Source organism: Streptomyces sp. CLCI03, assembly GCF_053615355.1.
The window spans coordinates 6,488,858-6,513,247 of the sequence record NZ_CM132132.1 but is presented as its reverse complement, the minus strand read 5'-3'; the positions used below and the strand labels follow the sequence as shown (position 1 = coordinate 6,513,247).

Sequence of the window (24,390 nt, the reverse complement as noted above, 5' to 3'; positions counted from 1 at the left end):
GCCTTCCTCGTACGGGAGCGGTCCGATCAGACCTGGACGCGGTCCGCGACGACCTTGGCCAGCTTGGCCAGCGCCTCGTCCTTGGCGATGCCGTTCTCCTGCGAACCGTCGCGGTAGCGGAAGGAGACCGTGCCCGCGGCCATGTCCTCGTCACCGACGATGATCATGAACGGGACCTTGAGCTTCTGGTGGTTGCGGATCTTCTTCTGCATCCGGTCGGAGGAGGCGTCCACCTCCACCCGCAGGCCCTGCTTCTTCGCCGCCGCGGCGAATTCCTGCAGGTACTCGACGTGCCCGTCGCCGATCGGGATGCCGACCGCCTGGACCGGGGCCAACCACGGCGGCATGGCGCCCGCGTAGTGCTCCAGCAGCACGGCGAAGAACCGCTCGATGGAGCCGAACAGCGCGCGGTGGATCATGACCGGACGCTGACGGGAGCCGTCGGGCGCGGTGTACTCCAGGTTGAAGCGCTCCGGCAGGTTGAAGTCGAGCTGCACGGTCGACATCTGCCAGGTACGGCCGATGGCGTCCTTGCACTGCACCGAGATCTTCGGCCCGTAGAAGGCGGCGCCGCCCGGGTCCGGGACCAGCGGGAGGCCCTGCTTCTCGGCGACCTGCGCGAGGACCGCGGTCGCCTCCTCCCAGGCCTCGTCCGAGCCGACGAACTTCTCCGGGTCCTTGGTGGACAGCTCCAGGTAGAAGTCGGTCAGACCGTAGTCGCGCAGCAGGTTGAGCACGAAGGTGAGGGTGGTGTCGAGCTCCTCCGCCATCTGCTCACGGGTGCAGTAGATGTGCGCGTCGTCCTGGGTGAAGCCGCGGGCGCGGGTCAGACCGTGGACGACACCCGACTTCTCGTACCGGTACACGGTGCCGAACTCGAACAGGCGCAGCGGCAGTTCGCGGTAGGAGCGGCCGCGCGCGTCGAAGATCAGGTTGTGCATCGGGCAGTTCATGGGCTTGAGGTAGTAGTCGGTACCACCGTCGAGCTGCATGGGGGGGTACATGCCCTCCGCGTACCAGTCCAGGTGGCCGCTCTTCTCGAAGAGCGCGCCCTTGGTGGCGTGCGGGGAGTAGACGAACTCGTAGCCCTCCTCCTCGTGCCGCTTGCGCGAGTAGTCCTCCATGACCCGGCGGATGATGCCGCCGCGCGGGTGGAAGACGGCGAGGCCGGAGCCGATCTCGTCCGGGATGGAGAAGAGGTCGAGCTCGTTGCCGAGCTTGCGGTGGTCGCGCTTCTCGGCCTCGGCGAGGAAGTCGAGGTGGGCCTTCAGCTCCTCCTTCGACGGCCACGCGGTGCCGTAGATGCGCTGGAGCATCGGGTTCTTCTCGCTGCCGCGCCAGTAGGCGGCCGCGTTGCGCATGAGCTTGAACGCCGGGATGTTCCGGGTGGTGGGCAGGTGGGGACCGCGGCAGAGGTCCTTCCAGCACAGGTCGCCGGTCTTCGCGTCCAGGTTGTCGTAGATGGTCAGCTCGCCGCCGCCCACCTCGACGTTCGCGCCGTCGTCGGTGGACGCGGAACCCTTGATGCCGATGAGCTCCAGCTTGTACGGCTCGTCGGCGAGCTCCTCGCGGGCCGCCTCGTCGGTGACCACACGGCGGGAGAACCGCTGACCGCGCTTCTGGATCTCCTGCATCTTCTTCTCGATGGCCTTGAGGTCCTCCGGGGTGAAGGGCCGGGCCACGTCGAAGTCGTAGTAGAAGCCGTTCTGGACCGGCGGGCCGATGCCCAGCTTGGCCTCGGGGAACAGCTCCTGCACGGCCTGGGCCATGACGTGCGCGGTCGAGTGGCGCAGAATGTTGAGGCCGTCCTCGGAGGAGATCTCCACCGGCTCGACGGTCTCGCCGTCCTTCACCTCGTACGCGAGGTCCTTGAGCTCGCCCGCGATGCGCGCGGCGACGATGGTGCGCTCGCCGGCGAAGAGCTCCGCCGCCGTAGTGCCCGTGGCCACCACGCGCTCGTCCCGCTCGGAATCGCGTTGGATGATCACACGGACGTCTGACACCGGTCTCTCCTGACTCAGGGGGTGCGCGGGCGAACGCCGCGCGCCTGAATCGTACCGAGCGGAGTGGCCGCGCCGCTAAACGGTTACCGGGTGGCCCGCCGGACGGGGGCTCCCGGCTCGGGCCGGTGGGCCGCGGGCCGGGCCGGTGGACCGCGGGGCGAGCCGGTGGACCGCGGGGCGGGGAGGGGCACCGCGGGGCGGGGAGGGGCACCGGCCCGTCGCGAAGCCGTGGCTCCGGTCAGGGCGGGCGCGGGCGGGTCCGTGGGGCGGGGTCCCCCGGGGCGTCTCCTCGGCTCGCGAACCCTTGGCCGGGTCGGCCCGTCGCCCGGCGGTGGGTTCGCTCGACCTGCGGGGACGCCCCGGTGTGCCCCACCCCACCCGTTGCCCGGCGGTGGACGCCGGTAGCGTGGCCCGCCATGCAGATACGCGCGCTGGACCTGAGCGACGACGCCACCGCTACGGCGGTGCACCGGATCGGGCACGCCGCGTACGCGGTGGAGGCCGAGCTGATCGGCTTCGACGGGATCCCGGCCCTGGGTGAGAGCCTCGCCGAGATGCGGCAGACCGACCTCCGCTGGGTGGGTGCCTTCTCCGAGAGCGGCGCCCTGGCCGGCTTCCTCGCCTGGGCGTCGGAACCCGAGGACGGGGTCTCCATCGACCGGCTGTGCGTGGATCCGGCCTGGTTCCGGCGGGGTGTCGCCTCGCTGCTGCTGCGCCATGCCCTGACCGAGCTGTTCCCGGGTCGCACGGTCGAGGTCACCACGGGAGCGGCCAACGCGCCCGCTGTGGCCCTGTACCAGCGCCTGGGCTTCACCCGTGGGCCGGACTTCTCCCCCGTCCCGGGGCTGACCATGGCCTCCTTCGGCCGGGCCGCCGACAGCACCCCGTGGGAAGGTGGAAGGGGATCTTCCGACCTGGCATGAGGTGACACCCATGGGAGTGACCAGGAAGGCGGCCGCTCTGGGCGCCGCGACGGCCCTGCTGGCGGGCGGGATGCTCGTCGCCACCCCGGCGGTGGCGGCGCCCGCCGCCGCGTGCACCGGGGACCAGCTCTCGGCCACCGGCGCGGACCGGACGGATTCCGAACGGGTGCGGTTCACCGTGGTCAACGAGGGCCCGACCTGTGAGCTGCGGGGCTTCCCGACGGTGGCGCTCTCGGGCCAGGGCTCCCCTGACCGCAACAAGCCGCTGCGTGTCATCCCCCGGGGCGAGGCCAGGCCGGTGGTGCTGGCCCACGGCGGGTCCGCCTCGACGCTGCTGACCTTCACCCCGGTCCTCGGCGAGGCGGACGGCTACTGCGCCTCCGGCGCCGATCCGACCGTCGCCCCCTCGCTGGTGGTGGGCGTCGGGCGGATGGGCTTCCAGGTGGCACCGTCCGACGGCGGCCGGTTCGCCCTGTGCGGCGACACCGTCCGCGCCACCGCCTTCCGCCCGGCATGATCCGAAAGACACCCGCTAGGTGCCGGTCGTACCGTCGAGCAGCTCGCGCAGGATGTCCAGGTGGCCGTTGTGGCGGGCCGTCTCCTCGGTGAGGTGGAGGAGGATCCAGCGCAGGTCGACGTGGAGGCCGTCGCGGACGGCTCGCTCGGCCTTGGCGTCCAGGGCCTGCCCGGCTACCAGTTCGCGGTGGCGGGCGCTCTGTTCGGCGTACTCGTCGAGCAATTGCGCGAGCGGGAAGTCGACCGCGATGCGCATCTCACGGTCGGGGTCCTCCTCGGTCCAGGGACCCTCGTCCGCTTGGCCGAGGAAGACCACCTGGAACCAGTAGTACTCGACCCAGCGGAGGTGGTTGATCAGTCCGCTCATGGTCATCAGAGGTGAGCTCGGCAGGAGCGCCTTGTGGGCGTCCTCCGCGGAGACTCCCTGGCACTTGGCGCGGGCGGTGGCGCGTGCGTAGTCGAGGAACGTGGTGAGCTGGGTGCGCTCGTCCCACGTGGGAGGCGTGTCGTCGATTCTGGTCATCGCACGAAGCGTCGCCGTTCGCGACAGCGTTTGTCGAACCGTTTCCGGGCCGGCCTAGTCGTCCGAGGGGAGGACGTCCTCCGGGTCGAAGGCCGCGTCCAGGGACTTCATCAGGCGGTCGCGCTCGACCTCGTCCAGAGGTACCGGTGTCACCTCCGCCGCGTCGGACAGTCGCCGGAAACCGCCCCGGCGTTGGAGGCGGCCCGTGATCCGGACCGGCAGGCCCACCAGGTGGGCGTGGCCCGCGATGCGGTACGCCTCCTCGTCGAGGGCCGCCCGGACGTACGGGACCTCCGCCCCGGCCAGCACCCGTAGGCGTACCGTCCCGCCGCCCCCGGCGGCCTTGCGCCGCATCCGCACCACGGCCCCGGCGAGCCGGACCGGTACGGCCGGTTCCGCTCGGGTGTAGCGGGCGGCGGCCTCGCGCAGCACGGGCAGGTCGCCCGGGGAGAACTCCACCGGCTCGGGGCGGGCCGCGCAGCCCGCCGGGACCCCGGCCGCCGGTGCCCAGGCGAGTGCTATGCGGGCCCCCTCCGAGCCCCGGACCAGGGCGATGAGCGCCTCGGCGAGTTCCCGGCTGACCCCGGCGGCCACCGCCGCGTCGAAGGCCTCCATGCCGCCGGTGGCCCGCTGGTAGTCCACCGCCTCGCGGGCCGCGTGCAGGGCGTGGTGCAGCCGGGTCACGGGGCCCCGGCCGCCGTCCACGGGGACGTACGCGCTCAGTCGGCGCCCGCCCGGGGCGGGCCCCACCAGCACCCCGTCCAGGGTGCGTTCGGCCTGCGCCTGGTGCCGGGCCCCGTAGTACCCGGCCCGGGCCCGGTCGGCGAGGGCTCCCGCGAGCAGGAGCCGGCGGGCGGCCGAGCGCAGCTGTTCCTGTACGGGCCAGGAGGCCTCGCCCCGGTACCCGTGGGGCCCCTCCGGGATCTCCCGCTCCCAGCGGATCTCGTCGCTGGGCACGCTCAGCCCCAGGAGCACCTCCCGGGCCGAGGGCAGGCCGCTGTGCGCGAGGGCGGTGAGCGCCTCGTCCAGCAGGTCCGCGCAGTCGGGGAAGGCGCGACTCTCCGGGACGAGCAGGCTGGTGCCCGAGCGGCCGGGCGGGGTCCAGCGGCCGTACCGACCGGCCGCGCCGCCGCGCCGCAGCCATCCGTGCCGGTGCAGCAGCGCCCCCAGCACCTGCGGGTCGACCTGCGCGGGATCGGGGCCGCCCGGGGTGTACGGCGGGGACGGGGACGGGATCGGTTCGAGGTGGGGTGAGTGCGGGTTCATCAGGGTGTCCCTCCCGACCCGACCCGGGTCATGATCTCGCACAGCGCACGGTCGTCGAAGATCCGCGTGGTCGGAATCCGTACGGTGGTGCGGCGCCGGCCGGTCACGGGGTGTCCGGCGAGGTTGGTCCAGTAGCAGCAGTGCCTCAGGTCGAGCCGGTCGTGTCCGGCGGCGAGCCACTGGTCGCGCTCCCTCGGCACGAGCATCACGACGAGGATCTTGTGGACGGCGACGGGCGTCCGGGCCAGCTTCACCAGGTGCTCGTTGTCGAGGGTGAAGCCGAAGGTGGCCCCGGCCGGACGCGGCGGTATCTGGTAGGTCGCCTTGAGCTGCACCTTGATGGTGACCTCGTCGTCGACGACGTGTTCGGGCGCTCCGTGGGATACGTGCCAGTCGATGCCGTTGTCGGGGAAGGGTTGGGACAGCGAGCACCCGGCGGCGGCCGCGACGGCGTGCAGGTATCCCACCTGGAGGGTCTCCATGCAGGCGGTGGTGGCGAGCGTGCCGCGCAGGGCTCCGGTCCGCGGACCTGTCCCCTCGTGCAGCACCCCGCCCGGTTCGGGCTGTGTGAGCGCCATGGCCGGCTCCCCCGTGCCTTGCGGGCTCTGCCGCGAGCGGTGCTGGGTGACGACCGGTCATGCGTACGGTCCCCCAAGGAAGTTGTCTCCGTAGCAGACCGCCCGCAAACGGCGTACGGGGCAAACAGCCCGGGTATCACCGATGCGGCGGGGGTCGTGTGTTCAGGAAGCTCCACCCGCCGCTCGGGGACGAGGAGTTCGCCATGACACGCTGGTACGAGGGCCCGCTGGCCGCATTCGACACGGAGACCACCGGGGTGGACGTCGAGCAGGACCGGATCGTGTCCGCCGCGCTCATCGTCCAGGAGTGTGCGGGCGGCCGGGTCCGCACCACGCGCTGGCTGGTCAATCCCGGGGTTCCGGTGCCCCCGGGGGCCACGGAAGTGCACGGGCTGACCGATGAGCACCTGCAGCGTCACGGGCGCTGGCCGGCGCCGGTGGTGGAGGAGATAGCACGTGCGCTCGGGGAGCAGCAGGTGGCCGGTCGGCCGGTGGTGGTGATGAACGCGCCGTTCGATCTGACGCTGCTGGACCGGGAGTTGCGCCGGCACCGGGCGTCCTCGCTGTCGCGGTACCTGGACAACCGGCCGCTCACGGTGCTGGACCCGCGGGTGCTGGACAAGCACCTGGACCGGTACCGCAAGGGTCGCCGGACGCTGACGGACCTGTGCGCGCACTACGGGATCGAGCTGGAGGGCGCGCACGACGCGGCGGCGGACGCGATGGCCTCGCTGGAGCTCGTCCGGGCGGTGGGGCGGCGGTTCGCGGCCCGGCTGGAGCGGCTGACGCCGGCCGAGCTGCACACGCTGCAGGCGGTGTGGCACGCGGCGCAGGCGCGGGGTCTGCAGGCGTGGTTCGCGCGTCAGGGGACCCCGGAGGCGGTGGATCCGCACTGGCCGCTGCGGCCGGACCTGTCGACGGCCGCCTAGGGCGACAGGGGCCCGAACATGCGGAAGGCCGGTCCGTCGATGACGGACCGGCCTGTCCCGGTGGGCGATACTGGGATCGAACCAGTGACCCCTTCGGTGTGAACGAAGTGCTCTCCCGCTGAGCTAATCGCCCGGGAACGCACTGAACAATACAGAAGGCTCGGGGCTGGTTCAAACCGCTTCCGCCGAGGGGGCCCGCGGGCCGATGGCCGGGTACCTACTCAGGGCACATCTGAGTACGCACACCCATGTCCTGACTGCGTGACCGCCGCCACACTCCGGATATGAACACGCCTCTGCCGCCCGCCGAAGAGCTGGCGCTCATCGACCGCGAGCTGGCTCAACTCGATGCCCGGCGGCTGTATCTGCTGGGCCGTCGGGACTGGCTGCTGCGTCTGCTGCTCCAGCCCGGCTCCGGTCCCGCTCCCGTCCGTTGGGGGCCCGCGGTGTCCGCCGGGCCCGCCGGGCCGGCGAAGGAGGCCTCCGCCCCGAGCGCGCAGAACGTGCTGCTCACCCTGGGCGCGGTGCTGCTGGCGGTCGCCGCGCTCGCGTTCACGCTGGTCAGCTGGGGCTCGATGGGGATCGCCGGCCGCTCGGCGGTGCTCGCCGCGGTGACGGCGGCGGCGCTGGCCGCGCCCGTGCTCCTGCTGCGCCGCGGCCTGCGGTCGACGGCGGAGTCGGTCGCGGCGGTCGGCCTGCTGCTGACGGTGCTCGACGCGTACGCGCTCCACGCGGTCGGTATGCCGGACGTGGACGGCACCGGTTACGCGGCGGGGGCGGCCGCCGTGCTGGCGGCCGCTTGGGCCGGCTACGGCTCGGGGCTGCGCACGCTGCGGCTCCCGCTGCCGGCCGCGGTGCTGGCGGCGCAGTTCGCGCTGCCGTTGGCGGCGCTGGCCGCCCGGCCGGGCCCGCAGGCGCTCGGCTGGGCGCTGCTGGCGACGGCGGCGCTGGACGCGGCGCTCGCGCTGCGGGTCAGGTGGGTGGCGATCCCGGCGGCCGTGACGGCGGCCGGGGCGCTGTTGATCGGGGTGGCCCAGTCGTGGTCGGCGGGGTCCGCGGCGGCGGCCGTGGCCCCGGCGGCGCTGCTGCTGGCGGGCGCGGCCCTCGGGGTGGCCGCCGCCTGGCGCGAGCCGCGTGCCTCGGCCGCGGCGCTGGTGGGCGCCTTGGCGGCGGTGGCCGGCCTGGGTGGGGTGGCCCGGCCGGTCCTGGACCCGGCCTGGACGGTGCTGGTGCACCTGCTCCTCGCGCTGCCGCTGCTGGCGGCGGTACGGGTCCCCGCGCTCCCGGCGGCGGTCCGGCGCGGGTCGGCCCGCGCCGGGGCGGTGGTGGCCTGCCTGGCGGCGCTGTCGGCGGGTGCCGCGGCGGCCACGGCCCTGGCGGCGCGGCTGCGGGTGCTGGGTGAGGTGTGGGCGCAGACGACCCCGGACCGGGATCCGTACGCGCCGGGGGCGGCGGTCACGCTGATCCTGCTGATCGCGGCGGGCGCGGGCTGGTGGACGGCGCGGGCGCTGTCCCGGCCGGAGCCGACGGTGGTGGCGGTGGTCCTGGCCTGGGCGGGGCTGTTCACGGCCCCGATGCTGTTCGGGTTCCCGGTGGTGGCGGTCTTCGCCGCGCAGCTCGTGGTGGTCGCGGCGGTGGGTGTCCTGGCCCTGCGCTCCTCGGGGCGCGGGGTCCGGATCGCGGCGGCGGTGTGTGCGGCGGTCGGTGCCGCGAGCGTGTCCCTGGGCGCGCTGGACGGCCGGACGGCGACCTTCGCGGTGTGGGGGCTGCTGGGCGCGGGCTGCGCGGCGGGGGCGGCGTACGGGGCGGCTCCGCGGCCGGTCCGCTCCGGGGCTGCCGTGTGCGCCGTCGGGTACGCCACGGGCCTGTTGGTGGCGGTGGGCGCGGTGAGCGACCTGGCAGTGGTCTGGTGGGCGCTCCCGGTGCTCGCGGTCCCGGCACTGGCGGCGGCGCTCGGGCCGCGGCTGGGTGAGGTCCGACTGCCCGTCGAGATCGCGGCGGCCGTGGCGGGCGTACTGGCGCTGGGCCTGTCGGCCGGCCGGGCCGGAACACTGGCGCTGGTCCTGGCGCTGGCCGGGGTCGTCTGCGCGGGCGCCGCGGTACGACCGGAGCGGCGGGTCCTGGGCTGGGCGGCCGGGGCGCTGCTGGCGGCGGCGACCTGGGTGCGGCTGGCGGAGGCCGGGGTGAGCGCGCCGGAGGCCTACACGCTGCCGGTGACGGTGCCCGCCCTCGTGGTGGGGCTGCTTCGGCGGCGCCGGGACCCGCAGGCCTCGTCCTGGACGGCGTACGGCCCGGGCCTGGCGGCGACGCTGGTGCCGAGCCTGCTGGCGGCCTGGGGGGACCCGGGCTGGATGCGTCCGCTGCTGCTGGGGGCGGCGGCGCTGGCGGTGACGCTGGTGGGCGCCCGGTGGCGACTGCAGGCTCCGCTGCTGCTCGGCGGGGCGGTGCTGGCGGCGGTGGCGGTGCACGAGCTGGCCCCGTACGTGGTGCAGGTCGCGGGTGCGCTCCCGCGCTGGGTGCCGCCGGCCCTGGCGGGCCTGCTGCTGCTGGCGGTGGGGGCGACGTACGAGCGACGGCTGCGCGACGCCCGCCGACTGCGGGCCGCGATCGGCCGACTGCGCTAGGCGGTGTCCGTACGGGGGAACGCCGGAGGCCCGGAGACGGTGAAGTCTCCGGGCCCCTGGTCCGGGTGGGCGATACTGGGTTCGAACCAGTGACCCCTTCGGTGTGAACGAAGTGCTCTCCCACTGAGCTAATCGCCCGGACGCACCGCAAACATTACCGCATGTCAGCGGTGCTCCTTGACCATCACTGGTCCTTGAGGCTCCAGGGCAGGACGAGCCCGTACTTCCACAGGTAGAAGCCGATCAGCGCGCCCGCGATGACGAGGCCCACGCTGGTCAGGATGATGTTGCGGCGGCGGACCTTGGGGTCGAGCGCCTTCTGTGCGGCCTCGGTGACTTTCCGCTTGGTCCAGCGCAGCACGAGGTGGGCCCAGGCGAACTCGGTGGCCCAGATCGCCAGGCCCGCGAAGATCGCGACCCAGCCGGGGCCGGGCAGGACGAGCATGGCGATGCCGGCGCCGATCACCGCGAGGCCGACGATGAAGACGCCGACCTGCCAGCTCAGGTGCAGGCTCCTGTTCCGCTTGATGAAGGCCGGGGCCTTCGACACGTGCGGCGTCTCCTCGGCGGCCTCGGCGGCCTCGGTGGCGGCTTCCGCGGTCGATCCGGCGGCGGCTTCCGTGGTGGCGTCTTCAGCGGCGGACCCGTGGGTTCCGCGGTCACTCCCCGTATTCATGGACCCGAATCTACCGGAGCTCGATGCACACGGGAATGCGGGTTTGGATCCGCCGTCCGAGGGACCCAGAGGTCCGCAAAACGGTCAGAGGGGTTTACAACGGCACCGTAGGTGGCATGTCGATTTCGCCGACGTGCGAATCCCCGAGCGCACACTGAGCGAAAGGCCCTGGCGCTTATGAACACCACGGTCAGCTGCGAGCTGCACCTGCGCCTCGTTGTGTCGAGCGAGTCCTCACTGCCTGTTCCCGCGGGCCTGCGGTATGACACGGCCGACCCCTACGCCGTGCACGCCACCTTCCACACCGGCGCCGAGGAAACGGTCGAATGGGTATTCGCCCGCGACCTCCTCGCGGAGGGCCTCCACCGGCCCACCGGTACCGGCGACGTCCGCGTCTGGCCGTCCCGCAGCCACGGTCAGGGCGTCGTCTGCATCGCCCTGAGCTCACCGGAGGGAGAAGCACTGCTCGAAGCACCCGCCCGAGCACTCGAGTCGTTCCTCAAGCGGACGGACGCCGCGGTCCCACCCGGGACCGAGCACCGACACTTCGACCTCGACAAGGAGCTCTCCCACATCCTGGCCGAAAGCTGAGCCAGGCCTACAGCCGCTCGACACCGTCCGACTCGGGGCGACGGTGCGGGTCGGACAACCACATACGGCGATGCCGGCGCTGTTCCCGCGGAAGCCACCCGCGAGGACGGCGCCGGTGTGCTCCGCGGGACCCGCTATTGTCGGGCGGCAGCGGCGACGGCTCCCGTCGTCGCAGGCCCGGCCCCTGAGGGAGACCCCGTGCAGATCCCCCACGACACCCGTCGCGCGCTCGACGTCGTCGTCGCGCTGGTGAACACCGCGGCCGAGACCGACCAGCCCGACGGGCTCTCGGACATCGGCGCGTTGCGCGGATTCGTCCAGGAGTACGCGATCAGTGACGTCGGCGAGCTCAGCGCCCGCGACCTGGCCGGTGTGCGGACGGTGCGCGGGAAGTTCGCGCAGGTCTTCGCCTCTCCGAACCCGCGTGCGGCTTCCATACTGATCAACGAGCTCGTGGCCACGGCGGGCACCACCCCGCAGCTGACCGACCACGACGGCTACGACTGGCACGTGCACTACTTCGCGCCGGGCGCGTCGGTGGGCGACCACCTGGCGGCCGACGGCGGCATGGCGCTGGCCTTCATCGTCGTCTCCGGCGAGCAGGAACGGCTGCGCCGCTGCGAGGCCCCGGACTGTCGGCGCGCCTTCGTCGACCTGTCGCGCAACCGGTCCCGGCGCTACTGCGACAGCCGGACCTGCGGGAACCGGCTGCACGTGGCGGCGTACCGGGCACGGCGCAAGGAGGCCGACGCGGAGGCGTCAGAGCATGAAGAGATCGTGCACCGCGGCGAGCAGCAGCAGGATGCCGATCACCGCTAGGAAGATCATCAGGGGTGGCTGGGAGAGGGCGAAGAGACAGCCTCGCGGCTCCTCCACCACAGGGGCGGGTACCGGCGGGTCACGGTGCGATGTGTCGAACATGTCGCGCCGATGATGACCTAGCGCACCCCGCACCGGCCCTCAACACGCCAACATCCGCGCGGGAGTTCGCTCGATCTTGTGGACGAGCGCGATCCGGGCCGATCAGGACCGCGACGCGTGCTCGGGCCCCGCGCTCGCCGCGCGGGCTCAGATCCCGTGCTTCTTGAGGATGGCCTCGATGTCGGAGAAGTCATCCGCGGGGGCGGCGGGCTGCGTCTGCGAAGGGGCCCGGGTGGTGCCCAGGGACGGCGCGGAGGCGGTCGGGGCGACGGCCCCGGCGGCCGGGCTCCCCTTGACCTTCTTCGCGGGCTTCCCGGACCCCTCGGACGCCGGCAGGCCGCGGCGCTCGATGGCCCGGGTGGTCATGAAGAGCAGCCAGGACAGCCCCAGCAGCCCGAAGCCGGCCCAGACGGTCGGGTTGAAGACCATCCCGGACACCCACTCCACGAACCCCGTCATCACCAGGGCGACCGGCACCAACGCGTACGCGGTGATCCGCGTGGCGGCCAGGAAGCGCTTGCGGTAGGCGGTGACCGCGGCGATGCCCAGGCCCGCCACTGACACCGCGGAGCAAATGGTCTCGGCAAGCATGCGGTCCTCCGGACTCTCGGCGGCTCGGCGATCTGTCCCTATCCATCCTGCACCGGCCGCCGCCGCGGCGGCCAGGGTCCGGGCCGCCCCCGGGCGGATCTCCGGGACATCTCCGGGTCGCGCCTCCTCCCTGGGGCCAGGTCCCACGCTCCCGGTCCCGGTCGGTGGGGCGGGCGGGGACTGGGAGACTGTCCGTATGACCGATTCCGTGATCCTCGACGTCTGGTGCGAACTGCAGTGCCCGGACTGCCACCGCGCCCTGGACGACGTACGCGCCCTGCGGGCCCGCTACGGCGACCGGCTGGACATCCGGCTGCGCCACTTCCCCCTGGAGAAGCACAAGCACTCCTTCGCCGCGGCCCAGGCCGCCGAGGAGGCCGTGGAGCAGGGCCAGGGCTGGCCCTACGCGGAAGCGGTGCTGGCGCGCACCGCGGAGCTGGCCGAGCGCGGCGAGCCGGTCCTGCTGGACGTGGCGCGTGAACTGGGGCTCGACATCGAGGAGTTCGACACCGCCCTGATCGACGGCCGGCACATCCTGATCGTCGACGCCGACCAGGCCGAGGGCAAGGCGATCGGTGTGACCGGCACCCCGACGTACGTGATCGACGGGCAGCGTCTCGACGGCGGCAAGAGCCAGGACGGCCTGCGCGCCCGGATCGAGGAGATCGCCGACCGCCTGCTCGCCGCCTAGGGCCGTCCTGGACAAGGTCCTGGACGAGGTCCTAGACGAGGTCCTTGGCGTAGTTGAAGTTGGTGGGTCGGTAGCCGAGGGAGACGTACAGCCTCAGGGCCGGGGTGTTGTCGGTGAAGACCTGGAGCGCCAGAGAGCGGTGGCCGGCGGCGAGGGCGGCGCGTTCGGCGAGGGCCATCAGGTGGCGGCCGTACCCGCGGCCCCGGTGCTCGGCCCGGACCTCGACGTCGTAGATGTACGAGCCCTCCGCGCGCGGCGCGAGCCATACGTGGCCGACGGGCACCCCGGCCGCCTCCAGGACGACGAAGGTGGCGCCGGGGGTGGCCAGGCCCCGAGGCAGTTGGCTCTCGTGGTCGGCCACCGACTTGGCGCGGGCGGCCTCCGCGGACATGCTGCGGCTGCTCCAGTTCGCGGCGTAGGCCTCGACGGCCCCGGCGTACCAGGCCTCGTACTCGGTGTCCGTCATGGGGCGACCGCGTACCTCCTCGGGGAGGGCGGGGGGCTCGGCCGGCAGGTCCTTGGCCATGTTCCGGCTGTACTCGGTGTATCCGAGGGCCTCGGCCATGCACAGGCCGGCCTCCGAGTCCGCCGGGACCGAGACGCGGACCCGGCGGCAGCCCCAGCCGCGCAGCACTTCCTCGGCCGCGAGCGCGGCGACGGTGGCCCGCCCCCGCCGCCGGTCGCCCTGCTCGACGGCGAGGTCGCGGATCTCGCCGACCGTCGGCCCGAAGGGGGTGTCGGAGGCGATCAGCAGGGCGCCGACCCGCCTGCTGTTGACCCGGATCTCGTACGGGCGCGAGCGCGCGCCGTCCGCCGTGTGCTGGAGCGGCCCGGACGGCCGCAGGGTGGTGGTCATCCCTTGAGTTCTACCCCTCCCCCGGCCGCCGCGACAGCCCTCCTCCGGCGGAAGCCGCCCCCGCTCCCGTCCCGGTCGCCCTACGGGTCGAGGTCCGCGCCCGCCATCACCTCGAAGATCCGCATCACCTCGGCCGTGACCGGCCCGGGGGCGGACCCCAGTTCGCGGTCGTCGATCCGCAGTACGGCCTGGGCGTCGCGCAGCGAGGAGGTCACGAAGACCTCCTCGGCCCGCTCCAGCACGTCGAAGGGCAGGTCGGTCTCCTTGGCACCGGCCCAGTCGACGATCAGGGCCCGGGTGATGCCGGCCAGGCAGCCGGAGGCGAGCGGCGGGGTGTGCAGCTCTCCGTCGAGTACCACGAAGACGTTCGAGCCGGTGCCCTCGCAGAGGCTGCCGAGGGTGTTGGCGAGCAGCGCCTCGGAGGCCCCGGCCCGGTGCGCGGCGGCGAGGGCGACCACGTTCTCGGCGTACGAGGTGGTCTTCAGCCCGGCCACGGCGGAGCGTTCGTTGCGGACCCAGGGCACCGTGACGACGGATGTGGTGTCCGGCCGGCGGGGGGAGTCGGCGACGGCGGCGATCAGGGTGGTCCCGGCGTCCCCGCGGTCGGAGCCGAGGGGGGAGACTCCGCCGGTGTAGGTGACGCGCAGGCGCCCGTGCTCCAGCGGGTTGGCCTCCAGGACGGCGGCGCAGGCCCGGCGGACCTCGTCGAGGTCGGGGTCCGGCAGCCCCAGGCCCCGGGCCGAGCGGGTGAGCCGTTCCAGGTGCCGGGTGAGCGCGAAGGCGCGGCCGCGCTCCGCCTTCAGTGTCTCGAAGACGCCGTCGCCCACGGTCAGGCCGTGGTCGAGGACGGACACCTTCGCGCTGTCCACCTCGGTCAGGGCTCCGTCGAGCCAGATCTTCATGGTGCGGTCCTTCCGATCGTGTCGTTCGTCCCCTGCGTGCCGCCGCTCACCTCGTGGCCCATGGCCACCCGCAGGAGCCGGGCGGCCTTGAGTTCGGTCTCCGCCCATTCGCGGTCGGGGTCGGAGCCCCACGTGATGCCCGCCCCGGTGCCGAAGAGCAGGCGGGGTCCACCGGCGGCCTCGCGGTCGATCCAGAATGTACGGATGCCCACGGCGAGCTCGGCGGTGCCCCGGTCGGCGTCGACCCAGCCGATGCCTCCGCAGTAGGGGCCGCGTGGGGCGGTCTCCAGGGCTTCGATGATCCGCAGGGCGGAGGACTTGGGGGCGCCCGTGACGGAACCGGGCGGGAAGGTGGCGGCGAGCAGCTCGGGCCAGCCGGTGCCGTCGGCGAGTTCGCCGCTCACGACGGAGACGAGGTGGACCAGGCCCGGGTGCTCCTCGACGGCGCACAGCTCGGGGACGGCGACGGAGCCCGTCGCGCAGACCCGGCCGAGGTCGTTGCGTACCAGGTCCACGATCATCACGTTCTCGGCGTGGTCCTTGGGGAGCAGGTCGTGGACGGTGCGGCCGGTCCCCTTGATGGGGCCGGACTCGATGTACCGGCCGGAGCGGCGCAGGAACAGCTCGGGGGAGGCGGTGGCGATCTCGACTCCGTGGGCGGCCAGGCGAATCGTTCCTGCGAAGGGTGCGGGGTTGCCGCGCGCGAGGAGCGCCGTGAGCGCGTCGACGTCGGCGCGGTCGGGGTGGGGCAGCGGCGCGGACATCACCCGGCAGAGGTTGGCCTGGTAGACCTCACCTGCGGCGATGTGCTCACGGACGCGCCGCACCCCGGCCACGTACGCGGCACGGTCGAGGGAGGAGGTCCACCGGTCGGCGTCGGGTCCGCGCCAGGCGCCCGGAACGGGCGCGGGGACGGGCTCGCGGCGTACGTCGCCGAAGCGCGCGCAGACGAGCCGGCCTTCGAAGTCGGCGGACACCGCCCAGAAGCCGGTGGAGTCGAGGGCGGCGGGGTCGCTGGTGACGTCTCGGAGGTCGGTCGCGAGAAGGCCGCCGAAGCGGGCCATGGGAGGCAGGTCGTGCACGGCTGCGAGTCTATGACCGGTGACGACACGGCGCCGGTGCGGTGACGGCAGGGTGACCTGTGGTGATCGAGCGGCAGCACGCTGCGGAAACGCGTTTTTGAGCTGGCCCGGTAATCCGCTAGAGTTCAACACGTCGCCAGGGAGCGAAGGGGAAAACCCCCGGAGCGAACATGGTGACCTGCGGACGTAGCTCAGTTGGTAGAGCACCACCTTGCCAAGGTGGATGTCGCGAGTTCGAGTCTCGTCGTCCGCTCGAAGTGGGGGATCTTCCCGAGAACCCCCGCAGCTCCAGGTGGAGTGGCCGAGAGGCGAGGCAACGGCCTGCAAAGCCGTCTACACGGGTTCAAATCCCGTCTCCACCTCCAAGGACGATTAGCTCAGCGGGAGAGCGCTTCCCTGACACGGAAGAGGTCACTGGTTCAATCCCAGTATCGTCCACTGATCCGCAAGGATCCCCGCGCGATTAGCTCAGCGGGAGAGCGCTTCCCTGACACGGAAGAGGTCACTGGTTCAATCCCAGTATCGCGCACGCAGCACCGGCATCACCTTGTTCCACCTGCGGCTTTCGGGCCGTGGAGCCCGCGCGATTAGCTCAGCGGGAGAGCGCTTCCCTGACACGGAAGAGGTCACTGGTTCAATCCCAGTATCGCGCACCACCTGAAAGCCCCGACCGTCCCACGGTCGGGGCTTTCGCGTTCCTCCGCACGAGTGGGTCGCGGCACATGAAAAAGGGTGCTGCCCGTCCGACTCCCCAGTCGTACGGGCAGCACCCTTCACCTGCCGTCCGTCCGCCGCTCCCCCGTCCCCACGGGGTTCGACAGGCCGATGTCCCGGTCCGGGCCGCTCTCCCGGACCTGGGGCGCCGCTCAGCGCCCCAGCATCACGCCCACGGACGACGCCTGTGCCGCCAGCTGATCGAAGCCTCCGAAGAGGAAGAGCAGCAGGGCGGCCAGGGGGAGGACCATGGCCGCGGCCACCAGTGGGTGGCGGGTACCGGACTCGTGGCCGTTGAACGCGAATGCCTTGCGCCCCTGCCGTGCGATGTCCGCCATGGTCCTCTCCCTGTCGTCTGGCAGCGGCGGGCTCGTGACCTCGGGGGACGAGTGCGCCACCCGCCGCTTGTCTTCAACACTAGGCGGGCGGGCGGCTCGTGGCCTCATGCCCTCGTACCCATTGCCGGGCCTCCAGGAGGATGACGGGGGCCGCCCCGTGTACTCCCCTGGGTGGAGACCGCTCCCCCGTTGTGGGGGACTTCCCGGAGGGGATGACCGGAGGGTAGTGACTTCGCTCACTTGCGTCACTCCCCGTGGCCGCGTGTCCGCCCACCCGCCGCCGGCAAGATCGACTCGGCCGGGAGTCGCCCGCGGTCGCGCCGGAGCGGGCCCTGACCTGCTCCGGGGCGCCAATCCCCTTGCTTCGACGGGTGTTTGGCCGACTCGACCGCCCCGGAGGAACGCCCGGACGGCAGCGCCGACACCCCCTCACGTGTGCTGCGCCGCACTGACAATCGAATCCCCCGGCGAGGGCGCGGCCTCTGAGCACGTATGCCGGATGGTCCGTAAGCTGTGCCAGGTCAACAGGACGACCGGTCAGCGGGGTGGACATGGCGATGATGCGGCTCCGGCGCGAGGACCCGCGTGTCGTCGGCTCGTTCAGACTGCACCGCCGGCTCGGCGCCGGCGGCATGGGCGTGGTCTACCTGGGATCGGACCGGCGCGGGCAGCGTGTCGCGCTCAAGGTCATCCGGCCGGATCTGGCCGAGGACCAGGAGTTCCGCTCGCGGTTCGCCCGTGAGGTGTCCGCCGCCCGGCGGATCCGGGGTGGCTGCACGGCGCGCCTGGTGGCAGCCGACCTGGAGGCCGAGCGCCCCTGGTTCGCGACCCAGTACGTACCCGGCCCCTCGCTGCACGACAGGGTGGCCGAGGAAGGCCCTCTGACGGCCGCGCAGATCGCCGCCGTGGGCGCCGCGCTCTCCGAGGGCCTGGTCGCCGTCCACGAGGCGGGCGTCGTGCACCGCGACCTCAAGCCCTCGAACATCCTGCTGTCGCCCAAGGGCCCGCGGATCATCGACTTCGGCATCGCCTGGGCCACCGGGGCGAGCACCCTCACCCATGTGGGTACGGCTGTCGGCTCCCCCGGGTTCCTCGCACCCGAGCAGGTACGCGGCGCCGCCGTCACCCCGGCCACCGACGTCTTCGCCCTCGGCGCCACGCTGGCGTACGCGGCCACCGCCGACTCGCCCTTCGGGCACGGCAGTTCCGAGGTCATGCTGTACCGCGTGGTGCACGAGGAGCCGCACCTCCAGGGCGTGCCGGACGCGCTGGCACCCCTGGTACGGGCCTGCCTCGCCAAGGATCCCGAGGAGCGGCCCAGCACGCTCCAGCTGTCGATGCGGCTCAAGGAGATCGCGGCCCGCGAGGCCCAGGGGCTCTCCGACGGGCGCCCGCCGGCCCAGCGGGCCCGGGTCGAGCGGCCGACCGGGCGGCTCCCCGAGGCGGAGCGGATCGGCGGAGCGGCCGAGGAGTACCCCGGCCGGCGTACGGAGCGTCGTACCGGCGGCAACACCACGCCCCGGGCCCAGGGCGGCACCCCGAGCGGCCCGCACTCGCGGCCCTCGTCCTCCCGCAACCCGCAGCACCCCGGCGGCCCGTCCTCCCGGCCGACCTCGGGGCGTACGGGCGGCCGTCCGGCCCCCAGGACGACGGGGACGGGACGGCGGCCCTCGCGGCCGGATCCGAAGCTGATGCGGCAGCGGCTGATCGTGTTCGTCGTGGTGACGCTGATCGTGGCGCTGGGCATCGCGGCGGCCCAGAAGTTGTAGGGCGTGTCCGCGGGGCAGGCGGGACTTTGCGGACAGGCCCTGGTCCTGGGCTACTGCTGCGGGGCGCGGCCCTGGGCCACCGCGTAGAAGGCGACCGCGGCCGCCGCGCCCACGTTCAGCGAGTCCACGCCGTGCGCCATGGGGATCCGTACCCATTCGTCGGCGGCGACCAGCGCGGGCGTGGACAGGCCGTCGCCCTCGGCGCCGAGCATCAGCGCGACCCGTTCGAGGGACTGCGGCGCGGCCACGTCGATCGGCGTGGCCTTCTCGTGCGGGGTGAGGGCGAGCAGCTTGAAGCCCGCCTCGCGCACCGAGTCCAGGCTCTTCGGCCAGGCTTCCAGGCGGGCGTAGGGCACGGAGAACACCGCCCCCATGGACACCTTCACCGAGCGGCGGTAGAGCGGGTCCGCGCAGTCCGGTGACAGCAGCACCGCGTCCATGCCGAGGGCGGCGGCGCTGCGGAAGATGGCCCCGATGTTGGTGTGGTCGTTGACCGCTTCCATGACGACCACGCGGCGGGTGGTGGAGAGCAGTTCCTCCGCCGTGGGCAGCGGTTTGCGCTGCATGGAGGCCAGGGCCCCGCGGTGCACGTGGTAGCCGGTGACGCGTTCGGCGAGCTCGGGGCTCACGGCGTAGACCGGTGCCGGGAGTTCGTCGATGACGTCGCGCATGACGTCGACCCACTTGGCGGAGAGCAGCATCGAGCGCATCTCGTACCCGGCGTCCTTGGCGCGTCTGATGACCTTCTCGCCCTCGGCGATGAAGAGGCCTTCGGCGGGCTCGCGCCTGCGCCGGAGTTCGACGTCGGTCAGGCCCGTGTAGTCGCGCAGGCGCGGGTCGTCGGGGTCGTTGATGGTGATGAGATCAGCCACAGGGTGATACTGCCTTGTCCTGGGTGCGGTGCCAACGGCCTGTCAGGCGCCGGTGGTGGGGAGGGTGCCATCGCCCGGGGCGTTCACGCGGACGACCTCGCCGATGACGATGACGGCCGGCGGGCGGACCTCCTCGGCGCGGACCGTCTCGCCGACGGTGGCGAGGGTGGCGTCCACGCGGCGCTGAGTGGCGGTGGTGCCCTCCTGGATCACCGCGACGGGGGTCTGCGCGGAGCGGCCGTGCCGCACCAGTGCCTCGGCGATCAGGCCGATCTTGTCGACGCCCATGAGGATCACCAGGGTGCCGGTGAGCTTGGCGAGGGAGGCCCAGTCCACGAGCGAGCGCGGGTCGTCGGGGCCGACGTGGCCGCTGACCACGGTGAACTCGTGCGCCACACCGCGGTGGGTGACCGGGATGCCGACGGCGCCGGGCACCGAGATGGAGCTGGAGATACCGGGAACGACGGTGCAGGGGATGCCGGCCTCGGCGAGGGCCTGGAGCTCCTCCATGCCGCGACCGAAGACGTACGGGTCCCCGCCCTTGAGCCGGACCACGGCCTTGCCGGCCTTGGCGTGCTCGATCAGGGCGTTGTTGATGGCCTCCTGGGCCATGAACCGGCCGTACGGGATCTTCGCGGCGTCGATGACCTCGACGTGCGGCGGAAGCTCGTCGAGCAGGTCGCGGGGGCCGAGCCGGTCGGCGATGACCACGTCGGCCTCGGCGAGGAGCCGGCGGCCGCGCACGGTGATCAGGTCCGGGTCGCCCGGGCCGCCGCCGACGAGGGCCACGCCGGGGGTGGCCTTGTGCCGGTGGGCGGGGGCGGTGAGGGTGCCGTCGCGCAGGCCTTCGACGACGGCGTCACGGACGGCCGCGGAGCGGCGGGGGTCGTTGCCGGTCAGCACGGCGACGGTGACGCCCTCGATGCGGCCCGTCGCGGGGGTCCAGGCGGTGGCGGCGGAGGCCTCGTCGGCGCGCACGCACCAGACGCGCTCGCGCTCGGCCTCGGCGGAGGCGCGCTCGTTGTCCTCGCGGTTCTGGGTGGCGATCAGCGCGTACCAGGCGTCGGCGAGGTCGCCGTCCTGGTAGCGGCGGCGCTCCCAGCGGATCTCGCCGGTCTCGGCCATGGCGTCCACCGACGGGGTGGCGGAGGGCGAGATGAGCAGGACGTCGGCGCCGGCCGCGATGAGCGCGGGAAGGCGGCGCTGCGCGACCTGTCCGCCGCCGATGACGACGACACGGCGGCCGGCCAGGCGGAGTCCTACGGGGTAGGCGGGGGTGTCGGCCATGGCGGATGCGGCTCCTGGGGGCGGCGGTGCTCTTGCGTGCCGCTGCGGCGCTGGAGCGGCGGTGTACTGACGTGCGGCTTCTTTGTGCTGGTCCACCATACGGCGCGGGTCGTCCCGAGGCGCGGACGGGGGCAGCGCCCGGCCTGATGGGGCTCCGCCCCGGACCCGCACCTCGAACGCCGGCGCGGCCGGGGGTGGCTTCGCGGTGGGGCGGGGCCCCTCCGGGACGTCTCCTCGGCTCGCGAACCCTCAGCCGGACCGGCCTGCCGAGCGGCGGTGGGTTCGCTCGACCTGCGGGGACATCCCGGAGCGGCCCCGCCCCGCGGCGGTCCGCAGACGCATCGCCTCCGGACCGGGGCGGGTCACTTCTCCGTCACGCCCGCCGAGTCGAAGGTGGCCACCTCGTGCATCGCCCGGGCCGCGCTCTGGACCAGGGGGAGGGCGAGGAGGGCGCCGGTGCCCTCGCCGAGGCGGAGGTCCAGGTCGACCAGCGGGCGCAGGCCCAGCTTGTTGAGCGCCGCGACGTGGCCCGGCTCGGCGCTGCGGTGGCCCGCGATGCACGCCGACAGGGACTCGGGGGCGATGGCGCGGGCCACCAGGGCGGCGGCTCCGGCGCTGACGCCGTCCAGGATCACCGGGGTACGCAGCGACGCGCCGCCCAGGAGGAGGCCGACGATGGCCGCGTGCTCCAGGCCGCCGATCGCCGCGAGGACGCCGATCGGGTCCGCCGGGTCGGGCTGGTGGAGCTCCAGGGCGCGGCGGACGACCTCGACCTTGCGGGCGTGCGTCTCGTCGTTGATGCCCGTGCCGCGGCCGGTCACCTCGGCCGGGTCGACACCGGTGAAGACCGAGATCAGGGCGGCGGACACCGTGGTGTTCGCGATGCCCATCTCGCCCGTGAGGAGCGCCTTGTTGCCCGCCGCGACCAGGTCGCGGGCCGTCTCGATGCCCACCTCGATGGCCGCGATCGCTTCCTCGCGGGTCATGGCGGGGCCGGTGGAGAGGTCGGCGGTGCCCGGGCGGACCTTGCGCGGGAGCAGGCCCGGGGTGGCCGGGAGGTCGCCCGCGACGCCGACGTCGATCACGCACACCTCGGCGCCGACCTGGTTGGCGAAGGCGTTGCAGACCGCTCCGCCGCCCAGGAAGTTGGCCACCATCTGGGTGGTGACCTCCTGCGGCCACGGGGTGACGCCCTGGGCGTGCACGCCGTGGTCACCGGCGAAGATCGCGACGGCGGCCGGCTCCGGGATCGGCGGCGGGCAGACCCGGGACAGGCCGCTGAGCTGGGCGGAGATGATCTCCAGCATGCCCAGGGCGCCGGCGGGCTTCGTCATGCGCTTCTGGCGCTCCCAGGCCTCGCCGAGCGCCTTCGCGTCGAGCGGGCGGATGCTGGCGACCGTCTCCGAGAGGAGGTCGTGCGGCTCCTCGCCGGGCAGCGCGCGGCGACCGTAGGTCTCCTCGTGGACCACCCAGGAGAGCGGGCGACGCTGCGACCAGCCGGCCTGGGCCAGCTCGGGCTCCTCGGGGAACTCGTCGACGTAGCCGACGCAGAGGTAGGCGACGACTTCGAGATGCTCGGGCAGGCCCAGCTCGCGGACCATCTCGCGCTCGTCGAAGAAGCTGACCCAGCCGACGCCGAGGCCTTCGGCGCGCGCGGCGAGCCAGAGGTTCTCGACGGCGAGGGCCGAGGAGTACGGGGCCATCTGCGGCTGGGTGTGCCGGCCGAGGGTGTGGCGCCCGCCCCGGGTGGGGTCGGCGGTGACGACGATGTTGACCGGGGTGTCGAGGATGGCCTCGATCTTGAGTTCCTTGAACTGCTTCGCCCGGCCCTTGGGCAGCGACTTCGCGTAGGCCTCGCGCTGGCGCTGGGCGAGCTCGTGCATCGTCCGGCGGGTCTCGGCGGAGCGGATGACGACGAAGTCCCAGGGCTGCGAGTGGCCGACGCTGGGCGCGGTGTGGGCCGCTTCCAGGACGCGCAGCAGCACCTCGTGCGGGATCGGGTCGGTACGGAAGCCCTTGCGGATGTCGCGGCGCTCGCGCATGACGCGCAGGACGGCCTCGCGCTCGGCGTCGGCGTAGCCGGGGGCCGCCTCGCCCGCGGAGGGCTCGGCGGGGGCGTCCACCGCGGGCTCGGCCTCGGGCTGTGCCTCGGCCTGCTCCGCCGGGAGCGGCTCCGGGGCGACCTCGGGGTGGATCTGGAGGGGCGCCTGCTCCGACGCCTGCTCCGACGCCTGCTCCGGCTCCGGCTCCGGTCGGACTGTCTGCGGCTGGGCGGGCTGCGCCGGGGCCGGCTCGGCCACGACGGCCGGGGCGGCGAGCACCGGCTCGGGCTGCGCCGGGGCCTCGGGCTGCTCCGCGGGGGCGGCGGCTTCCGGCTGCGCCGGCTCGGCCACGACGGGCGGGGCCGCCGGCGCGGGCTCGGGTTGGGGTTCCACGGCCGCCGGCTCGACCACGAGCGGCTGCGGCTCCGGCTGCGGCTCGACCGCGACGGGCTCGGGCAGGACCGGCTCGGCCACGGCGGCGGCCACCGGCTCCACCGGGGCGACCGGCTCTGGCTCGGGTTCCGGCGCGGGCTCGACGGCGACCGGCTCGACGGCGACCGGCTCGACGGCGACCGGCTGGGCGGCGACCGGCTGGGCGGCGACCGGCTCGGGCTGCGGTTCCGGCTCGACCGCGACGGGCTCGGGCAGGACCACCGCTTCCGCCGGAGCGGGGGCCTGGGTCGGCTCCGGCTCCGCGGCGGGCTCGGACACCGCCTCGGCGACCGGCTCGGCGACCGGCTCGGGCGCGGCGACCGGCTCGGGCGCGGCGACCGGCTCGGGCGCGGCGACCGGCTCCGGGGTCCACGGGGCGCCGGCCTGCGGCGGGATCTCGGCGGACGGGGCCACGGCGGCCTCGGCGGCCTCGGCGCGGATGTCCAGGTACTCGGGGCCCGTGGTCGGGGGGCCCGCCTGGGGGAACGGGGTGGGCGCCGGCGGGGTGCTCACGGCGGCCATCGGGGCGGCCTGGGCGGGCGCCGCGGCCGGGCCGCGGTCGGCGAGGGACCGTACGACTCCGCCGTTGGCCTCGGGCACGGGCGGGCCCATGTGCAGGGGGCGCCGCACGGGGGCCGCGGGAGCCACCGGGGCGGCGGGCGGCGGGACGACGAGCCCGCCGAGGTCGAGCGCGCCGGAGTCACGGCCGCCCGTCTCGTGCGCGCCCGCGCTGTAGCCGCCGTCGGGGAACACGGGCGGGGGGAACTCGGTGTACGCGGCCGGGGCCTCGGCGTAGGAGGACTCGGCGCCGTAGGCCTGGTCCGCGTACAGCTGCGGCTCGCCGATCTGGGGCGCGGGGAAGGCCGGGGCCTGCGGGACGACCTGCGGGTCGCTCCAGGCACCCTGGCCGCTCGGCATCAGCAGCAGTTCCTCGTCCTCCGGCTCGGCCGGATTGTCCATGAGGTCCTGGAAGGCGTAGCCGGCGGGAATCGGTGCCGGGATCTGGACCGGAGCGGGGACGCTCTGCTGATCCACCATGCCCGCGTTGTCCGGGAGACCCTCGCCCGGGACCTGGCCGGTGTCAGTCATGCTTACCCCTCGCCCATCGGTTTTGCCTCTTCGATCGCCCGGTCGCCCACGAGGCCGCCGAGCGGTTTTGCCTGCGGGGTTGCGGTGCGACGAGCTCGTCTCGCATGCGCCGGCACGACAACCAGTAAGCATTGTCGCGCCCGTCGGCCACCGTGACGGCCATAACCGTCACGGT

At 73.6% G+C, this 24,390-nt stretch carries 21 protein-coding genes and 7 tRNA genes; 13 read left to right on the top strand and 15 right to left on the bottom strand.

Going from position 1 to position 24,390, the window contains the following annotated elements; all coding sequences use genetic code 11:
* Positions 1–26 precede the first annotated feature (26 nt).
* Positions 27–2,003 (bottom strand): threonine--tRNA ligase, encoded by a 1,977-nt coding sequence (gene thrS, locus ACWG52_RS30065; RefSeq protein ID WP_030387175.1) that lies wholly within the window; start codon positions 2,001–2,003, stop codon positions 27–29.
* 416 nt (positions 2,004–2,419) lie between these two features.
* Between thrS and ACWG52_RS30060 the strand changes: the two genes are divergently transcribed.
* Positions 2,420–2,926, top strand: coding sequence for a GNAT family N-acetyltransferase (locus ACWG52_RS30060; protein ID WP_389814992.1), 507 nt, complete (start codon positions 2,420–2,422; stop codon positions 2,924–2,926).
* Positions 2,927–2,936: 10 nt separating this feature from the next.
* The gene (locus tag ACWG52_RS30055) at positions 2,937–3,443 is read left to right on the top strand and encodes a DUF4232 domain-containing protein (protein ID WP_389814989.1); all 507 of its coding nucleotides are present in this window, start codon (positions 2,937–2,939) and stop codon (positions 3,441–3,443) included.
* 15 nt (positions 3,444–3,458) lie between these two features.
* On the opposite strand, the gene ACWG52_RS30050 is transcribed toward ACWG52_RS30055, so the two are convergent.
* Genes ACWG52_RS30050 through ACWG52_RS30040 form a run of 3 tightly spaced genes read right to left on the bottom strand, consistent with a single transcriptional unit; the run spans position 3,459 to position 5,809 of the window.
* Positions 3,459–3,965 (bottom strand): DinB family protein, encoded by a 507-nt coding sequence (locus tag ACWG52_RS30050; protein WP_389814986.1) that lies wholly within the window; start codon positions 3,963–3,965, stop codon positions 3,459–3,461.
* A 54-nt stretch (positions 3,966–4,019) separates the two neighbouring features.
* Positions 4,020–5,231, bottom strand: coding sequence for a hypothetical protein (locus ACWG52_RS30045; RefSeq protein WP_390141240.1), 1,212 nt, complete (start codon positions 5,229–5,231; stop codon positions 4,020–4,022).
* Positions 5,231–5,809 carry a DUF4365 domain-containing protein gene (locus ACWG52_RS30040; protein ID WP_030013543.1) on the bottom strand — a complete coding sequence of 193 codons (579 nt, stop codon included), beginning with the start codon at positions 5,807–5,809 and terminating at the stop codon, positions 5,231–5,233. Before ACWG52_RS30040 ends, ACWG52_RS30045 begins: the two co-directional genes overlap by 1 nt.
* Before the next feature lie 203 nt (positions 5,810–6,012).
* Between ACWG52_RS30040 and ACWG52_RS30035 the strand changes: the two genes are divergently transcribed.
* Positions 6,013–6,738 carry a 3'-5' exonuclease gene (locus ACWG52_RS30035; RefSeq protein ID WP_030723568.1) on the top strand — a complete coding sequence of 242 codons (726 nt, stop codon included), beginning with the start codon at positions 6,013–6,015 and terminating at the stop codon, positions 6,736–6,738.
* A gap of 61 nt (positions 6,739–6,799) precedes the next feature.
* On the opposite strand, the gene ACWG52_RS30030 is transcribed toward ACWG52_RS30035, so the two are convergent.
* Positions 6,800–6,871, bottom strand: a tRNA-Val gene (locus ACWG52_RS30030).
* 151 nt (positions 6,872–7,022) lie between these two features.
* Between ACWG52_RS30030 and ACWG52_RS30025 the strand changes: the two genes are divergently transcribed.
* The gene (locus ACWG52_RS30025; protein ID WP_390141238.1) at positions 7,023–9,362 is read left to right on the top strand and encodes an SCO7613 C-terminal domain-containing membrane protein; all 2,340 of its coding nucleotides are present in this window, start codon (positions 7,023–7,025) and stop codon (positions 9,360–9,362) included.
* A gap of 66 nt (positions 9,363–9,428) precedes the next feature.
* Here ACWG52_RS30025 and ACWG52_RS30020 read toward each other — a convergent pair.
* Positions 9,429–9,500: transfer RNA gene (locus ACWG52_RS30020), tRNA-Val, on the bottom strand.
* A 46-nt stretch (positions 9,501–9,546) separates the two neighbouring features.
* A complete protein-coding gene (locus ACWG52_RS30015) occupies positions 9,547–10,038 on the bottom strand; it encodes a TIGR02611 family protein (protein WP_453126454.1) in 492 nt (163 codons plus the stop codon).
* A gap of 177 nt (positions 10,039–10,215) precedes the next feature.
* Between ACWG52_RS30015 and ACWG52_RS30010 the strand changes: the two genes are divergently transcribed.
* On the top strand, positions 10,216–10,629 hold the full coding sequence (locus tag ACWG52_RS30010) for an SsgA family sporulation/cell division regulator (protein ID WP_030011909.1): 414 nt from the start codon (positions 10,216–10,218) through the stop codon (positions 10,627–10,629).
* 198 nt (positions 10,630–10,827) lie between these two features.
* Complete coding sequence (locus ACWG52_RS30005; RefSeq protein ID WP_389814971.1) at positions 10,828–11,448, top strand: CGNR zinc finger domain-containing protein; 621 nt, start codon at positions 10,828–10,830, stop codon at positions 11,446–11,448.
* Between the two features lie 249 nt (positions 11,449–11,697).
* On the opposite strand, the gene ACWG52_RS30000 is transcribed toward ACWG52_RS30005, so the two are convergent.
* On the bottom strand, positions 11,698–12,141 hold the full coding sequence (locus ACWG52_RS30000; protein ID WP_389814968.1) for a hypothetical protein: 444 nt from the start codon (positions 12,139–12,141) through the stop codon (positions 11,698–11,700).
* Between the two features lie 196 nt (positions 12,142–12,337).
* On the opposite strand from ACWG52_RS30000, the gene ACWG52_RS29995 reads away from it, so the two are divergent.
* Positions 12,338–12,832: a DsbA family protein gene (locus ACWG52_RS29995; RefSeq protein WP_375935778.1), complete on the top strand. Its 495-nt coding sequence runs from the start codon at positions 12,338–12,340 to the stop codon at positions 12,830–12,832.
* A gap of 31 nt (positions 12,833–12,863) precedes the next feature.
* Here ACWG52_RS29995 and ACWG52_RS29990 read toward each other — a convergent pair whose 3' ends face one another.
* The 3 genes from ACWG52_RS29990 to ACWG52_RS29980 form a co-directional block, all read right to left on the bottom strand.
* Complete coding sequence (locus ACWG52_RS29990; protein WP_453126451.1) at positions 12,864–13,688, bottom strand: GNAT family N-acetyltransferase; 825 nt, start codon at positions 13,686–13,688, stop codon at positions 12,864–12,866.
* A gap of 80 nt (positions 13,689–13,768) precedes the next feature.
* Complete coding sequence (locus ACWG52_RS29985; protein ID WP_389814961.1) at positions 13,769–14,590, bottom strand: aminotransferase class IV; 822 nt, start codon at positions 14,588–14,590, stop codon at positions 13,769–13,771.
* Positions 14,587–15,672, bottom strand: a complete 1,086-nt coding sequence (locus ACWG52_RS29980; RefSeq protein ID WP_375935773.1) for a chorismate-binding protein — start codon at positions 15,670–15,672, stop codon at positions 14,587–14,589. The genes ACWG52_RS29985 and ACWG52_RS29980 overlap by 4 nt, the downstream gene beginning before the upstream one ends.
* A gap of 180 nt (positions 15,673–15,852) precedes the next feature.
* On the opposite strand from ACWG52_RS29980, the gene ACWG52_RS29975 reads away from it, so the two are divergent.
* The 5 genes from ACWG52_RS29975 (at position 15,853) to ACWG52_RS29955 (ending at position 16,328) form a co-directional block, all read left to right on the top strand.
* Positions 15,853–15,925, top strand: a tRNA-Gly gene (locus tag ACWG52_RS29975).
* Between the two features lie 38 nt (positions 15,926–15,963).
* Positions 15,964–16,037 (top strand) — tRNA-Cys (locus tag ACWG52_RS29970).
* Between the two features lies 1 nt (position 16,038).
* Positions 16,039–16,110, top strand: a tRNA-Val gene (locus tag ACWG52_RS29965).
* 19 nt (positions 16,111–16,129) lie between these two features.
* Positions 16,130–16,201 (top strand) — tRNA-Val (locus tag ACWG52_RS29960).
* A 52-nt stretch (positions 16,202–16,253) separates the two neighbouring features.
* Positions 16,254–16,328, top strand: a tRNA-Val gene (locus ACWG52_RS29955).
* A gap of 210 nt (positions 16,329–16,538) precedes the next feature.
* On the opposite strand, the gene ACWG52_RS29950 is transcribed toward ACWG52_RS29955, so the two are convergent.
* Positions 16,539–16,748 carry a hypothetical protein gene (locus ACWG52_RS29950; protein ID WP_371589784.1) on the bottom strand — a complete coding sequence of 70 codons (210 nt, stop codon included), beginning with the start codon at positions 16,746–16,748 and terminating at the stop codon, positions 16,539–16,541.
* Positions 16,749–17,275: 527 nt separating this feature from the next.
* Between ACWG52_RS29950 and ACWG52_RS29945 the strand changes: the two genes are divergently transcribed.
* Positions 17,276–18,493: a serine/threonine-protein kinase gene (locus tag ACWG52_RS29945; protein WP_033222647.1), complete on the top strand. Its 1,218-nt coding sequence runs from the start codon at positions 17,276–17,278 to the stop codon at positions 18,491–18,493.
* Between the two features lie 50 nt (positions 18,494–18,543).
* Here the strand turns inward: ACWG52_RS29945 and ACWG52_RS29940 are convergent, their stop codons facing one another.
* The 3 genes from ACWG52_RS29940 to cobT all read right to left on the bottom strand — a co-directional run bounded on the left by ACWG52_RS29940 (position 18,544) and on the right by cobT (position 24,215).
* Positions 18,544–19,365, bottom strand: a complete 822-nt coding sequence (locus ACWG52_RS29940; RefSeq protein WP_161296698.1) for a TrmH family RNA methyltransferase — start codon at positions 19,363–19,365, stop codon at positions 18,544–18,546.
* Between the two features lie 42 nt (positions 19,366–19,407).
* Positions 19,408–20,652 (bottom strand): uroporphyrinogen-III C-methyltransferase, encoded by a 1,245-nt coding sequence (gene cobA / locus ACWG52_RS29935; protein WP_453126446.1) that lies wholly within the window; start codon positions 20,650–20,652, stop codon positions 19,408–19,410.
* 362 nt (positions 20,653–21,014) lie between these two features.
* Positions 21,015–24,215, bottom strand: a complete 3,201-nt coding sequence (gene cobT, locus ACWG52_RS29930; RefSeq protein ID WP_453126444.1) for a nicotinate-nucleotide--dimethylbenzimidazole phosphoribosyltransferase — start codon at positions 24,213–24,215, stop codon at positions 21,015–21,017.
* Between the last annotated feature and the right edge of the window lie 175 nt (positions 24,216–24,390).